This window comes from Streptomyces sp. NPDC008092 (genome assembly GCF_042957285.1).
Lineage (GTDB): Bacteria > Actinomycetota > Actinomycetes > Streptomycetales > Streptomycetaceae > Streptomyces.
Map to the genome: position 1 here is coordinate 52,339 of NZ_JBIBHY010000023.1, position 13,792 is coordinate 66,130.

The following is a 13,792-nucleotide window of genomic DNA, read 5'->3' on the forward strand; positions in this document are numbered from 1 at the left end:
CCGTTCGTCGTTCCTCATTGAACGTCAGAACTCTGTCCCGTGCGCTCCGGTGTACGCGGGGGCCGCGGGGCCTGCAAGGGTGCGTGCCGGTGAGGGCCGGGGATCGTGATCGCGTTGTGATCGGTGACCCCGGGTTGTGCCCTCACTCACAAGAGTGACGGAACCTCCGCCGCCGAAACCTCCTTCGCCGCCCTCTCCACCGCGCTCGCCAGCAGGGCCAGGTCCGTCGGGCCGTTGCCCAGCTCGCGGACCGGGCGGCGGGCCGGGGGGTCGCCCATGCGGTGCCAGTCGAGGGGGACCACCGTGGGGCGTTGGGTCGCCGTGCGGGGGATGCGGCCCGTGACGCGGCCCGTCTGGAACTCCGTGGTCCGGCCGTCCGGCGTGGTCAGACGGCCACGGCCCGGCGCCGGTTCGTCGGGGCCGCCGGCCGGGGTGTCCAGGGCGATACGCAGGGTGGCCTGCCGGGCGGGCTCCGTCTCCGCCGTACGGCCGCCGGTGCCGGCCGCCGCGACCAGGTGGACGCCGAGCCGGTCGCCCTCCTTCGCCACCGCCTCCAGCGCCCGCATCACGGAACCCGCGGCCGGGCGGCCCGGCGAGCCGAGGGCGGGGGAGACCAGGGCGTCCAGGTCGTCGACCACGATCACCAGACGGGGGAGCGGGGGCGGTGCCTCGGTACGCCCGCGGGCCGCGGCGCCGGCCGACGGGCGCAGGCGGAGCGTCGAGCTCGGCGGGGCCTCTATGTCGCCGGCACCCGAGGCGGCGGGGCGGGCGCGCTGCGGGACGATACGGCCGGAGATCTCGTGCTGCGCGTGCCAGTCGGTGAAGTGGGAACGGCCCAGCAGCTCGGCCCGCCGCTTCAGCTCGGCGCTCAGCGACTGCGCGAACTCCCGCATCCGCACCGGATCGTTGGCGGTGAGGTGGGTGGTGACATGCGGTATGTCCGTACAGACCCGCAGGCCCTCGCCGTGCCCGGCACCCGTGCCGACGCCGTCCCGGCCGTCGATCAGGACGATCCCGAGCCGGTCGGGCCGCTCGGCGGCGGCCAGCGAGGCGACCACCGCCCGCAGCAGCTCCGTACGGCCGCTGCCGGCCGGGCCCTCGGTCAGCAGATGCGGTCCCTCGGCCACCAGGTCGGCGGTGAGCGGGCCGCGCGGTCCGGCGCCGAGCACCGCCCGGGCCCGGCCGCCCAGCGACTCGGCGTCGTCGGCCGCGTCCGCCCAACGGGCCATCAGCGAGGCCGGGGTGGCCCTCGCCAGCCCCAGCTCGTCCAGCAGCCGGGCGGACTGGGGGAGCGGGGCGGCCACGCGCGTGTGCCGGTCGGCCCCCGGGCCGTCGGGGCGCAGCGGTGCCAGCGCCCGCGCGAATCGCTCGGCCCAGGCCGGGGAGACCGCGTCCACCGCGGCCAGGGTGCCGGGGCCGACCGGGCCGGCCGCACCGCCCTGGCCGGTGCGGCCGCCGGCCGAGACCCGCATGAGGTGCAGCGCCGTCGCCACGTCGCCGCTGAGCAGGGCCACCGCCCCGCACTCCCGGAACGTCGGCGTCACCGCGCACGCCTCCTCGTAGGTCTGGTCGACCGGGGAGGTGGACGAGGTGGGGGCCGTCTCCGCGAGGCAGACCACGTGCACTCCGGCCCGTGGCCCGGCCACGGTCAGCCGCGCCACCGCGTCGCGCAGCGCGGAGCCGCCGGGATCGCCGTCCACGACGACGACCGTGTACGGGCCCGGGAAGCCGCCCCTGCCGTCGTCGGCGCCGAGGTCGTGGCGGGCCCAGGAGGGGCCGCCGGCGGCTTCGGGGGACGCGGCGTCCGCTGCCGTACGGGCCGGGGCGGCGGCCGGTGCGGGTGCCGGGCGGTCGGACGGCGTGGCCGGTCTGCGGGGGGCGGACAGCTCCTCCGTCCGGCGCAGCAGTTCCTCCACGCGGGCCGCCGCCTGTTCGCGGTCGTAGGCCAGCAGCAGGCGGCAGTCCTGGCCGTGCCCCGGGCGGACGTGCGGGAGCCAGCCGAGCCACGACCACTCGGCCGTGCGCTCCTCCAGGGGGCGGGCCCGGTCCGCGCTGATCAGGACGATCTCCAGCAGGTCGGGCGAGTGCAGCGCGGCGAGCTGGGCCAGGACCGCGCGGGCGAGGCCTGCCAGGCGGGTGCGCGGACCGGCCAGGCCGAGGGCACCGGCCTCGCGCAGATCGGCGGTGACCGGGACGGCGGGCAGCAGGCCGGAGCCGTCGGGCGTCGGGCGGTCCGCCGTGCCGAGCCGGACCGTGAGCGCCTCCGGGTGGCCGGGGCCGCGCTCCCAGAGGCGGGGGCCGGGGCCGAGGGCGGTCAGCAGCAGGGCGGCGGGGTCGGGCCAGGTCTCCGGCTGGGCGGGCACACCGGCGGACGCGGCGGCGCCGTCCGGCATCGCGGTCTCGTCGCCGGCCGCCGACGGGGGCTCACCGCGCCCGCCGGCCAGCCGCCGCGCCCAGGCCCCGAGCCCGCCGCGCCTGCGGGCGCCGGGCAGGGCGGGGGCTTCGGTACCGCGGAGGGGGGTGCCTTTGCGCCTGCCGGAGGGGGCGTCGGGGCGGGTGTCGGAGCCGGTGCGGGCGGCGGTGTCGGTGGTGGCGTCGGCGAGCGGGCCGCCGTCGGTGCGGGCGATGCCGGCCGGACGCCCGGGCGTCGGGGTGGCGGTGGTGCTGCCGGTGCTTCTGGCGGTTCCGGTGGTGCCGGAGCGGCCGGTGCTTCCGGAGTGCCCGGCGGTTTCGGAGTGTCCGGTGGTTCCGGAGTTCCCGGCTGCGGTCGGGTCGCCGAGCACGCCGGATCGGCCCGCATGCGTGTCGCCCGAACGCGAACGGCGCTGCGGGGCGGAGCCGGGTGCGGTGCCGGAGCCGTATGCCGTGCCGGGGTCGTATGCGGTCCCGGCACCAGGCGCGGTGCCCGGTCCGGGTGCGGCGCCGGAACCGTCGCGCGGGCCCGGCAGGGTGCCGCGGTCCCGGGCGACCGACGGGTGTCCGTGGCGGTCCCCGTCGGCTCCGCGTCCGGCCGACGGCGGCTCGGTCCCGTGCCCGGTGGACGGCGGGAACCCGCCCGCGTGCCCGCCGTCCCTGCCCTCCCCGGCGGGTCCGCCCGCTCGTCCGGTCCGCGGCGGCCCGTCACCGCGGCCGGCCGCCTGCTGCCCGCCCCGGCTCTCGATCCTCGGCGCGATCCCCTGCGCCGGCACGACCGGTGGTTCCACCGGGCCGTGCCCCTGGCCCCCGGCGGCCCCGCCCGCGGCTCCCCAGCCGGCGGTGCCGTAGGCGTGATGGGTGCGGCCGGCCGGTGCGGCCGCACCGCTCTCCGGGGCGGCGGAACCGCCGCCCTCGGTCTCCTCGCCGCCCGTCAGCACCCGCACGCATCCCTCTCCGTCGGGTGCCGTGCCCACCCGGGCGCCCGGCCCCCCGGACGGCGTAAGCCGCAGGGCCGATTCCCCTATGCGCAGCAGCGAGCCCGGGGTGAGGCGGACCGGGCGGTCGGTGACGCGGGTGCCGTCCAGGGCCGTGCCGTTCGTGGAGTGCAGGTCGGCGACCGAGACCCGGCCGTCCGCGGCGACCGTGACCGCGCAGTGCAGCCGGGAGACGTCCGGGTCGTCGAGCGGGACGTCGGCGTCGGCGGAGCGGCCGATGGTGATCTGGCCGCCGTGCAGGAGGTGGACCCCGCCCGCGTCCGGGCCGGCGACCACGTGCAGCTGGGTCGGGGCGTCGTCCAGCTCGGGGTGCGGCTCGGGGGCGGCGGGGGCGCCCAGGGACAGCACGGCGCCGTCGACCAGCGGGGGCTCGCCCAGGACACGGCGGCGGGCGTCCAGCCGCTCCGTCCCGGCGTACAGCACGACCGGGGCGCCGCTCGGCTCGCGGCCGCCCAGGCTGCCGTCCCCGGTGACCGCCGAGGAGAGCCCCGACGCCACCGCGGCCAGGTCCGTGCCCGCGGGCGCCGTCACCAGCACGTCCCGGCTCACGGCCCGGCCCCGCTGCGCGGCAGGGCCCAGCGGGTCTACGACGGTCAGCCGGATCTGCATCGCCGTCAGCGGTCCCTTCTGCGCGGGCGCGGAATTCCCCCCACCGCCACGAGCACGTCGGCCAGTTCTGCTGTCAAACGCATCCTCGCACCTGCCACTGACAACGCGCCCACGCCCCGATGGTAAGTGATCTTGATTGGTCAGCTCTGCCCCCAAAAGTGCCTGACCAATACCGTGCGCGCGATCACTTGAGATCGGTCACGTCCGAGCACGGCAACCAGCGGACCGAAGCAAGCGTCTTTCCATCGAACGCAGGCCGGAACGCCAACGTATGGGGATACGTCGGGAACGCTTATCGGCTCCCTACGAGGGAGGGGAAAGCACAGCCGGACGACAGCCCGGTCCCAGGCACCACGGCACTACAGTGGACCGGACACATGGGTCGGAGACATTCAGCAGCCAGCCATTCAGCAGGCAGCAGGGAGCGCATGACGTGCGGCCGGTAGGCAGCAAGTACCTCCTGGAGGAGCCGCTGGGACGCGGCGCCACCGGTACCGTCTGGCGTGCCCGCCAGCGGGAGACCGCGGGCGCCGAGGCGGCCGTGCCCGGCCAGCCCGGCGAGACCGTCGCGATCAAGGTCCTCAAGGAAGAGCTCGCGAACGACCCCGACATCGTGATGCGCTTCCTGCGGGAGCGCTCCGTCCTGCTCCGGCTCACCCACCCGAACATCGTCCGGGTCCGCGACCTCGTCGTGGAGGGCGATCTGCTCGCCCTGGTCATGGACCTCGTCGACGGCCCCGACCTGCACCGCTACCTGCGTGAGAACGGCCCCTTCACGCCCGTCGCCGCCGCCCTGCTCACCGCCCAGGTAGCCGACGCGCTCGCCGCCAGCCACGCCGACGGCGTGGTGCACCGCGACCTGAAGCCCGCCAACGTGCTGCTCGCGCAGTACAACGGCCAGATGCACCCGCTGCTGACCGACTTCGGCATCGCCCGGCTCGCCGACTCCCCGGGCCTGACCCGGACCCAGGAGTTCGTCGGCACGCCCGCGTACGTCGCGCCGGAGTCCGCCGAGGGCCGCCCGCAGACCTCCGCCGTCGACATCTACGGCGCCGGCATCCTGCTGTACGAGCTGGTCACCGGCCGCCCGCCGTTCTCCGGCGGCAGCGCCCTGGAAGTCCTCCACCAGCACCTCAGCGCCGAGCCCCGCCGCCCCTCCACCGTCCCCGACCCGCTGTGGACGGTCATAGAACGCTGCCTGCGCAAGAACCCCGACGACCGCCCCAGCGCCGAGAACCTCGCGCGCGGCCTGCGGGTGGTCGCCGAGGGCGTCGGCGTGCACGCGAACTCCGCGCAGATCGCGGCCGCCGAGGGCGTCGGCGCGCTGCTCGCCCCCGACCCGGCGCCGACCGCCGTTCCGGGCGCGGCCGACCCGACCCAGGTGCTGCCGAACACGGGCACGCCGATGGGCGCGTACGACCCGAACGCCGCGACCAGCGTCCTGCCGCACACCGGCGGACCGGTGCCGTTCGGCGCCGCCGACCCGACCGCCGTGCTGCCGAACACTGGCGCGGCCGACCCGACCGCCGTCATGCCGCCGATGCCCCAGGGCCAGCCCGGCCAGCCCGGGCAGTCCGGCCAGCCCGGCCAGCAGCAGCCGGAACAGCCGCACCCCTGGCAGACCCAGCTCCGCGCGGCCCGCGACCGCAACGAGCAGACCCAGGTCCAGTACCTCGACCCGGGCGAGGACCCGCTGCGCCGCCGCCCCCAGCGCCAGGTGGCCCGGCCGCAGCAGCAGCCGCCGCGCCAGCCCCCGCAGCAGCAGCCGGTACGCCGGCCGCAGCCGCGCGGACAGGGCGGGCCGGGCGGACAGGGCGGGTACGGGCAGCAGCCCGCCGGATACGGCCAGCAGCCGCCGCCCGGCTACGGCCAGCAGCCGCCCGCCGGGTACGGCGGCGGACGGCCGCAGCAGCAGTACGCCCCGCCGCAACAGCCCCAGCAGCCCCAGCAGCGCTACGCGCCCCCCGCCGCCGAGCCGCAGCAGCGGGCCCCGCGCGAGCCGCGGCAGCGCAGCGCCAACCCGATGAAGATCCCCGGACTCGGCTGCCTCAAGGGCTGCCTGTTCCTGGTCGTCATCCTGTTCGTCGCGGGCTGGCTGATCTGGGACCTGACCCCGGTGCACACCTGGGTGGGGGACGGCGTGGGCTACTGGACCCAGCTGAAGGACTGGGCCAAGTCGGTCGGCACCTTCGTCAGCGACCTGGGCAACGGTTCCGGCAACTGACCGCGACTCTGGGGATTTGTCGACACCTGGCGGGTGATTTCCGCCTCCGTGGTGAAGGTTGGCTCGTCGGACGCGTACTTTTGTCGGCAACACGCGTCTGTAGGAGCAGTCTTGGCACGGAAGATCGGCAGCCGGTACACCGCCAACCAGATCCTGGGGCGGGGCAGCGCCGGCACGGTGTGGCTGGGCGAGGGGCCGGAAGGGCCCGTCGCCATCAAGCTGCTGCGCGAGGATCTCGCGTCCGACGAGGAGCTGGTGGGCCGCTTCGTGCAGGAGCGCACGGCACTGCTGGGCCTCGACCACCCGCACGTGGTGTCCGTCCGTGACCTCGTCGTCGACGGCAACGACCTCGCCCTCGTCATGGACCTGGTCCGGGGCACGGATCTGCGCACCCGCCTGGACCGGGAGCGGCGGCTCGCGCCCGAGGCGGCCGTCGCGATCGTCGCGGACGTCGCGGACGGGCTGGCGGCGGCGCACGCGGCGGGGGTCGTCCACCGGGACGTGAAGCCGGAGAACGTCCTCCTGGACATGCAGGGCCCGCTGGGCCCCGGCGGCTCCCACCCCGCCCTGCTGACCGACTTCGGCGTCGCGAAGCTCATCGACTCCCCGAAGCGGACCCGCGCCACGAAGATCATCGGCACGCCGGACTACCTGGCCCCGGAGATCGTCGAGGGCCTGCCGCCCCGCGCGTCGGTGGACATCTACGCGCTCGCGACGGTCCTGTACGAGCTCCTCGCGGGCTTCACCCCGTTCGGCGGCGGCCACCCCGGCGCCGTGCTCCGCCGCCACGTCACCGAGACCGTGGTCCCGCTCCCGGGCATCCCCGAGGAGCTCTGGCAGCTGCTCGTCCAGTGCCTGGCGAAGGCCCCGGCGTCCCGGCTGCGCGCCTCCGAGCTGGCCGCGCGGCTGCGGGAGCAGCTGCCGACGCTGGCGGGGATGCCGCCGCTGGACGTCGACGAGCCGGAGACGGAGGCGCCGGAGGAGGCCGAGGAGCCGTCGGCGGCCGCCGCCCCGGCCGCCGAGGAGCAGCGGGTACGGCGCCGGGGGGCGGTCTCCCTGGTGCCGGGCGCGAAGCCGGACTCCAACCGGGACACGCACACGTCGATGCGGGTGCCGGGCCCCGACGAGCTGGCGGGCGGCGCCCGGGGCACGGCGCGGGCGCCGCGGGCGTCGGGGGCGCCGCGGCCGGGGTCGGCACGGCATCGGGTGGCGGCGCGGCGACGCAAGGTGACGTTCGCGGTGGCGGGGGTGGTGGTGGCCGCGGCGGTGGGCGCCGGGGCGTACCTGGCGACGTCGGGCGACGACTCGGCTCCGCCGCCGCAGCAGACGCACAGCTCGTCGGCGCCGTGAGCGGTCGGGCGCGGGTTGTGGCTCCGCCCACTTTCTTCCCACCCACCCACCCGACTCGGCACCTCAAGAGATGACCGCCGCGGGGCTCCGCCCCGGACCCCGATGGAGGGTGGACGCCCGCCCGGCTCGGCAGGCCGTGGGGCCACCGCTGTGGGACCCCGCCCCGGACCCCGTCGGGGATCCGGCGTCCGTCCGCGCTCGGTGGGTGGGGGCGACCCGGGTCGCCAGGCCTTGCCCCGGCCCCGTCGTGGACCTGAACCGGCGGGCGATGCCCGTCGGCCATCCTCGGTTGGCGGAGCCGTTACGCTGGAGGCGTGGCAGTTGTCGATGTATCCGAAGAGCTCAAGTCCCTCTCCTCGACCATGGAGTCGATCGAGGCCGTTCTGGACCTCGACAAGCTGAGGGCAGACGTCGCCGTGCTTGAGGAGCAGGCGGCCGCGCCGTCCCTGTGGGACAACCCGGACGAGGCGCAGAAGATCACCAGCAAGCTGAGCCACCTCCAGGCCGAGGTCAGGAAGGCGGAGGCGCTGCGCGGACGGATCGACGATCTCGCCGTGCTCTTCGAGATGGCGGACGAGGAGGACGACCCGGACACCCGTGCCGAGGCCGAGTCCGAGCTCTCCGCCGTCAAGAAGGCGCTGGACGAGATGGAGGTCCGGACGCTGCTCAGCGGGGAGTACGACTCCCGGGAAGCGCTGGTGAACATCCGCGCGGAGGCCGGTGGCGTCGACGCCGCCGACTTCGCCGAGAAGCTGCAGCGCATGTACCTGCGGTGGGCGGAGCAGAAGGGCTACAAGACCGAGCTCATCGAGACGTCGTACGCCGAAGAGGCCGGCATCAAGTCGACCACCTTCGCCGTGCAGGTGCCGTACGCCTACGGCACCCTCTCCGTGGAGCAGGGCACGCACCGGCTCGTGCGCATCTCGCCGTACGACAACCAGGGCCGCCGGCAGACCTCCTTCGCCGGTGTCGAGGTGCTCCCCGTGGTCGAGCAGACCGACCACATCGAGATCGACGAGTCCGAGCTCCGGGTGGACGTGTACCGGTCCTCCGGACCCGGCGGCCAGGGCGTGAACACCACCGACTCCGCGGTGCGCCTCACCCACCTCCCCACCGGCATCGTCGTCTCCTGCCAGAACGAGCGGTCGCAGATCCAGAACAAGGCCACCGCGATGAACGTCCTCCAGGCCAAGCTCCTTGAGCGGCGCCGCCAGGAGGAGCAGGCCAAGATGGACGCCCTCAAGGGCGACGGCGGCAACTCCTGGGGCAACCAGATGCGGTCGTACGTGCTGCACCCGTACCAGATGGTCAAGGACCTGCGGACCGAGTACGAAGTGGGCAACCCCGAGGCCGTGTTCAACGGCGAGATCGACGGGTTCCTGGAGGCCGGAATTCGCTGGCGCAAGCAGCAGGAGAAGTAACTTTGTCGACTTGCCCACGGTGAGTCGACCGACCTGGAACTGCCGCCCCCGTGGCGGCAGTTCTCGTATGTCTGGGTTTTACGTCACACTCACACGCTTCAACTCCCGGCATTGGGTGCGCAACTGGACATCGCGCACGCAACGGCCTTGACGTGCTCTTGGAAAATGGGAAGGGTGAAGTGTGGCATGCGTATCTCTGGGGCGCATGTGAACCGGGGGCCTTGAATATTCGTAGCTGTCTCCGTCGAGCACCGGCCCCGAGCGCCGCCGCACTGACGATCAGCTACTGGGGGTAGCAACCATATGACGAAGAAGACGCGTCTCCGCGTCGCGCGGATAGCCGCCGGCGCAGTGATCGCCGCCGGCGCCTCTCTCACGGCCGCCGGCGCCGCTTCCGCGCTGGACATCGGCGTGGGCGTGACCGTCACGTCGGGTGACAGCGATGGCGGCACGGGCGGCACGCCGTGCGACATCGTGGTGGACCCGACCTGTGACGACGGTGGTACCAGCGGCACCGGCGGTACGGACACGGGTGGTACGGACACCGGTGGTACGGACACGGGTGGTACGGACACCGGCGGTACCGACACGGGTGGCACCGACACCGGTGGTACGGACACGGGTGGCACGGACACCGGCGGTACCGACACCGGTGGCACCGACACTGGCGGTACGGACACGGGTGGCACGGACACCGGCGGTACCGACACCGGTGGCACCGACACCGGCGGTACGGACACCGGCGGCTCGACCACCGGCGGCGACACCGGCGGTTCGACCTCGGGCGGCTCCACCTCCGGTGGTTCGACCTCGGGTGGCTCGTCCACCGGCGGTTCGACCTCGGGCGGTTCGACCTCGGGTGGCTCGTCCACCGGTGGCTCGACCTCCGGCGGCTCCGGCACCGGCACCGACGGCAACTCCGGCACCTCCGCCCAGGAGGCCGGCACCTCGGCCCTCACCGACACCGGGTCCTCGAACACCGAGGCCCAGGGTGGCGGCGACCAGCTCGCCGAGACCGGTGCCGGGCAGACGGCCTTCCTCGTCGTCGGCGCCGCCACGATGATCGCCGGCGGTATCGGCTTCCGCATCCTGCCGCGCCTCGTGGGCGGCCGCGGCGGCGCCGCCGCCTGACGGTAGCCCGGCGCTCACGGAGCGTATGCGCATCGCAACGGACGAAGGGCCCCGAGCAGTGGCTCAGGGCCCTTCGGTCGCTCTTGGGTGAGCTTCGCGTGTGAGCTTCGTTACGCGGTCTGGTGTGCCGCCAGCAGCGCCACCGCGGCGATCAGTACCGCCAGCAGCCCGATGAGCGCCATCGGGTTCAGACCGCCGAGGAAACTCTCCTGCTGAAGACGCTCGCGATTGGCGCGGCACACGGGGCACCGGCCTTCGCTCACGGGCGCCGCGCAGTTCGCGCACACCAACCGGTCGTACGTCATGCGCTCACCCTCCTTGCACCGGCCATTACCTATCCAACGCTCCGCGGAACGAGAACGTTCCCCTCCCACTGTGCCAGGTTCCCCCGGAAAGAGCGCGGCCGTCCGCGGACCTCGCCCCGGCACTCCTGGGCGCTCCGAAGAGACTGTCCCGGAACAAAACCGCACAAGCCTCACCCAACCGTGACCGGCGCCTGCGCTTCCACACCCGACTCGCGTATGGTCACGCTCATCTACCCCCGGCGACCCGTGGTGCATCCGTGATCCGATTCGACAATGTCTCCAAGGTCTACCCCAAGCAGACCCACCCCGCACTCAGGGATGTCTCCCTGGAAGTGGAGAAGGGTGAGTTCGTCTTCCTCGTGGGATCCTCCGGCTCCGGAAAGTCCACCTTCCTGCGGCTGATCCTCCGCGAGGAGCGGTGCAGCCACGGCCAGGTGCACGTCCTCGGCAAGGACCTCGCCCGGCTGTCCAACTGGAAGGTGCCGCAGATGCGCCGCCAGCTCGGGACGGTCTTCCAGGACTTCCGCCTGCTGCCCAACAAGACGGTCGCCGAGAACGTGGCCTTCGCCCAGGAGGTCATCGGCAAGTCCAAGGGCGAGATCCGCAAGTCCGTGCCCCAGGTGCTCGACCTCGTCGGGCTCGGCGGCAAGGAGGACCGCAGGCCCGGTGAGCTCTCCGGTGGTGAGCAGCAGCGCGTGGCCATCGCGCGCGCCTTCGTGAACCGGCCCAAGCTGCTGATCGCGGACGAGCCCACGGGCAACCTCGACCCGCAGACCTCGGTCGGCATCATGAAGCTGCTGGACCGCATCAACCGCACCGGCACCACCGTGGTGATGGCCACCCACGACCAGAACATCGTGGACCAGATGCGCAAGCGCGTCATCGAGCTGGAGAAGGGCCGCCTCGTCCGCGACCAGGCCCGCGGCGTCTACGGCTACCAGCACTGACCGCCATCGATCCCGCAGACGTCCACGGAAAGGCATAACCCGACGCCATGCGCGCCTCGTTCGTAATGTCGGAGATCGGAGTCGGTCTCCGCCGCAATCTGACGATGACCTTCGCGGTCGTCGTCTCGGTCGCCCTGTCCCTGGCGCTCTTCGGTGGCTCGCTCCTGATGAGCGACCAGGTCAACACCATGAAGGGCTACTGGTACGACAAGGTCAACGTCTCGATCTTCCTCTGCAACAAGAGCGACGCCGAGTCCGACCCGAACTGCGCCAAGGGCGCCGTCACCGACGACCAGAAGAAGCAGATCCAGGCCGACCTCGGCAAGATGTCGGTGGTCGAGAAGGTGACCTACGAGTCGCAGGACCAGGCGTACAAGCACTACAAGGAGCAGTTCGGCGACTCGCCGCTCGCCGACTCCCTCACGCCGGACCAGATGCAGGAGTCGTACCGGATCAAGCTCAAGGACCCGGAGAAGTACCAGGTCGTCGCGACCGCCTTCGACGGCCGTGACGGGGTCCAGTCGGTCCAGGACCAGAAGGGCATCCTCGACAACCTCTTCGGCCTGCTCAACGGCATGAACTGGGCGGCCCGCATGGTCATGGCCCTGATGCTGGTGGTCGCCCTGATGCTGATCGTCAACACGGTGCGCGTCTCCGCGTTCAGCCGTCGGCGCGAGACCGGCATCATGCGCCTGGTCGGCGCCTCCGGCTTCTACATCCAGGCCCCGTTCATCGCGGAGGCCGCCGTCGCCGGCCTGATCGGCGGCACGGTCGCCTGCGGATTCCTGGTGATCGCCCGCTACTTCATCATCGACCACGGCCTGGACCTGTCCCACAAGCTGAACTTGATCAACTTCATCGGCTGGGACGCCGTGTTGACCAAGCTCCCCCTCATCCTCGCAACAAGCCTCCTGATGCCCGCGCTTGCCGCGTTCTTCGCGCTGCGCAAGTACCTGAAGGTTTGACCGCTCCCCTCCCGGGAGGGAGGGGATTCCTGGCTCGGGCAGCCTCCTGGAGCGGCGCTCCAGGAGGTCTTGTGCCTTCGGCGCCAGCCGGGTCCAGACCGGCCCGGACGAGCATCACGCGTGCGGAGTTCTTGTCCCGCGGGGACACCGATCCGCACGCGGTGCACGTGTAGGTACGTTCTGACAGCGGGAGGGCGTGCTTGGCTCTCGCTCCGCACCTTCCGCAGTCCATGGTCGTGTGTGAGGGATGCACGAGGCGGATGTCCCGCCCGTGTTTGCGCGCCATCTCGACCAGGGCCCGCTTCGCGGCACCGATGGCGGCGTCGGCCGCCTTGCGGGCCATGGTCGTCCCGGCGAGGAACTTCGGCCGGAAGTCCTCGACGGCGATGACGTCGTGGTCGGTCACGACCTTCTTCGCCCACTTGCGGGCGCTGTCCTGCCGCTGCCGAGCGATCTTCGCGTAAGCCTTGGCCCGCCACTTCTTCGCCTCGCCGTAGCCTTTCGAGGCGCGCTGTCCCTTCCGGGGCCTGCGGCGGGCCACCATCCGGTCGTACCGGGTGATCCTGGTCTGAGCCTTGCGGCCATGTTCGGCGTGTGGAAGATCGTGTGCGTCAGAGGTAGTGGTGGCGGTCTCCTTCACACCCCAGTCCACGCCGAGTACGCGTCCGGTGGCGGGCAGTGGCCGCACCTCGGAAGTGATCACGAAGGAGCAGTGCCAGTGCCCGACGCGGTCCTGGTACACCCGCACCGAGGAGGGCGCGGTGGGCAGCTTCCGCGACCACACGACCGTGAGCACGATCCCGCCGGCGAGATGCAGGCGACCGCCCTTCAGCCGGAACCCCCGCTTCGTGTAGTTCAGACTCGGCGCGGCGTCGCGCTTCTTCTTGTGCGTGGGCAGCCCGGCCCGCTGCCGCTGCGGCAGACGCCCCTTGATGTCCTTCTGTGCCTTCGCCCGGGACTTGCCGAAGTCACGGACGACCTGCTGCTGCGGCACGCTGGAGCCCGCGGCCAGCCAGGGGGAGGCCGCACGAGCCGCAGTCAGCATGCGATCCAGTCGTGCCGGGCCGCAGGTCTCCGCCGCCAGGTAGGCCCTCTTCGACCGGGCCACGCATTCGTTCCAGACCCACCGGCAGCACTCCCACTCGGCCAGCAGTGCCCTGCGGGCGGAGGACGACACCCGCAGCCGGTAGGTGTACCGGACATGCCCGGCCGCCGCCTCGGCCGACAGCCGCGTCCGGGTCAAGTCGTCGCCCCCTCTGCTGCATCGCTCCACGTTCGTCACCAGACCGTATGCGCGAAGTCCGAACGTCCGGACACAGTCGGGGCCTTGCCACTCTCGCGAGTGAACCCTTGATCACCGCATGGACGATGTGTTCTCCGTGGGACGGCGATGCGTGATGGATGCCACGAGGGCCGTACGAACAACCACC

The 13,792-nt window shown here is 73.0% G+C and carries 9 protein-coding genes; 6 read left to right on the top strand and 3 right to left on the bottom strand.

Features of this window, described 5'->3' with window-relative positions:
* Window positions 1-146: 146 nt before the first annotated feature.
* Window positions 147-4,019, bottom strand: coding sequence for an FHA domain-containing protein (locus ACFZB3_RS45900; RefSeq protein WP_391389024.1), 3,873 nt, complete (start codon window positions 4,017-4,019; stop codon window positions 147-149).
* A gap of 433 nt (window positions 4,020-4,452) precedes the next feature.
* On the opposite strand from ACFZB3_RS45900, the gene ACFZB3_RS45905 reads away from it, so the two are divergent.
* The 4 genes from ACFZB3_RS45905 to ACFZB3_RS45920 all read left to right on the top strand — a co-directional run bounded on the left by ACFZB3_RS45905 (window position 4,453) and on the right by ACFZB3_RS45920 (window position 10,145).
* On the top strand, window positions 4,453-6,243 hold the full coding sequence (locus ACFZB3_RS45905) for a protein kinase (RefSeq protein ID WP_391389027.1): 1,791 nt from the start codon (window positions 4,453-4,455) through the stop codon (window positions 6,241-6,243).
* A gap of 111 nt (window positions 6,244-6,354) precedes the next feature.
* Window positions 6,355-7,593 (top strand): protein kinase, encoded by a 1,239-nt coding sequence (locus ACFZB3_RS45910; RefSeq protein WP_391389031.1) that lies wholly within the window; start codon window positions 6,355-6,357, stop codon window positions 7,591-7,593.
* Window positions 7,594-7,907: 314 nt separating this feature from the next.
* The gene (gene prfB / locus ACFZB3_RS45915; protein ID WP_391389033.1) at window positions 7,908-9,014 is read left to right on the top strand and encodes a peptide chain release factor 2; all 1,107 of its coding nucleotides are present in this window, start codon (window positions 7,908-7,910) and stop codon (window positions 9,012-9,014) included.
* Window positions 9,015-9,317: 303 nt separating this feature from the next.
* Window positions 9,318-10,145 carry a hypothetical protein gene (locus tag ACFZB3_RS45920; RefSeq protein ID WP_391389036.1) on the top strand — a complete coding sequence of 276 codons (828 nt, stop codon included), beginning with the start codon at window positions 9,318-9,320 and terminating at the stop codon, window positions 10,143-10,145.
* A gap of 110 nt (window positions 10,146-10,255) precedes the next feature.
* On the opposite strand, the gene ACFZB3_RS45925 is transcribed toward ACFZB3_RS45920, so the two are convergent.
* A complete protein-coding gene (locus tag ACFZB3_RS45925) occupies window positions 10,256-10,450 on the bottom strand; it encodes a hypothetical protein (RefSeq protein ID WP_089106595.1) in 195 nt (64 codons plus the stop codon).
* A gap of 257 nt (window positions 10,451-10,707) precedes the next feature.
* Here ACFZB3_RS45925 and ftsE point away from each other — a divergent pair, with 257 nt between their 5' ends.
* Complete coding sequence (ftsE, locus tag ACFZB3_RS45930) at window positions 10,708-11,397, top strand: cell division ATP-binding protein FtsE (RefSeq protein WP_059203505.1); 690 nt, start codon at window positions 10,708-10,710, stop codon at window positions 11,395-11,397.
* A 47-nt stretch (window positions 11,398-11,444) separates the two neighbouring features.
* Window positions 11,445-12,362, top strand: a complete 918-nt coding sequence (gene ftsX / locus ACFZB3_RS45935) for a permease-like cell division protein FtsX (protein WP_361288528.1) — start codon at window positions 11,445-11,447, stop codon at window positions 12,360-12,362.
* Here the strand turns inward: ftsX and ACFZB3_RS45940 are convergent.
* Complete coding sequence (locus ACFZB3_RS45940; RefSeq protein ID WP_391389040.1) at window positions 12,289-13,605, bottom strand: RNA-guided endonuclease TnpB family protein; 1,317 nt, start codon at window positions 13,603-13,605, stop codon at window positions 12,289-12,291. The two genes, ftsX and ACFZB3_RS45940, sit on opposite strands and share 74 nt — an antisense overlap.
* Between the last annotated feature and the right edge of the window lie 187 nt (window positions 13,606-13,792).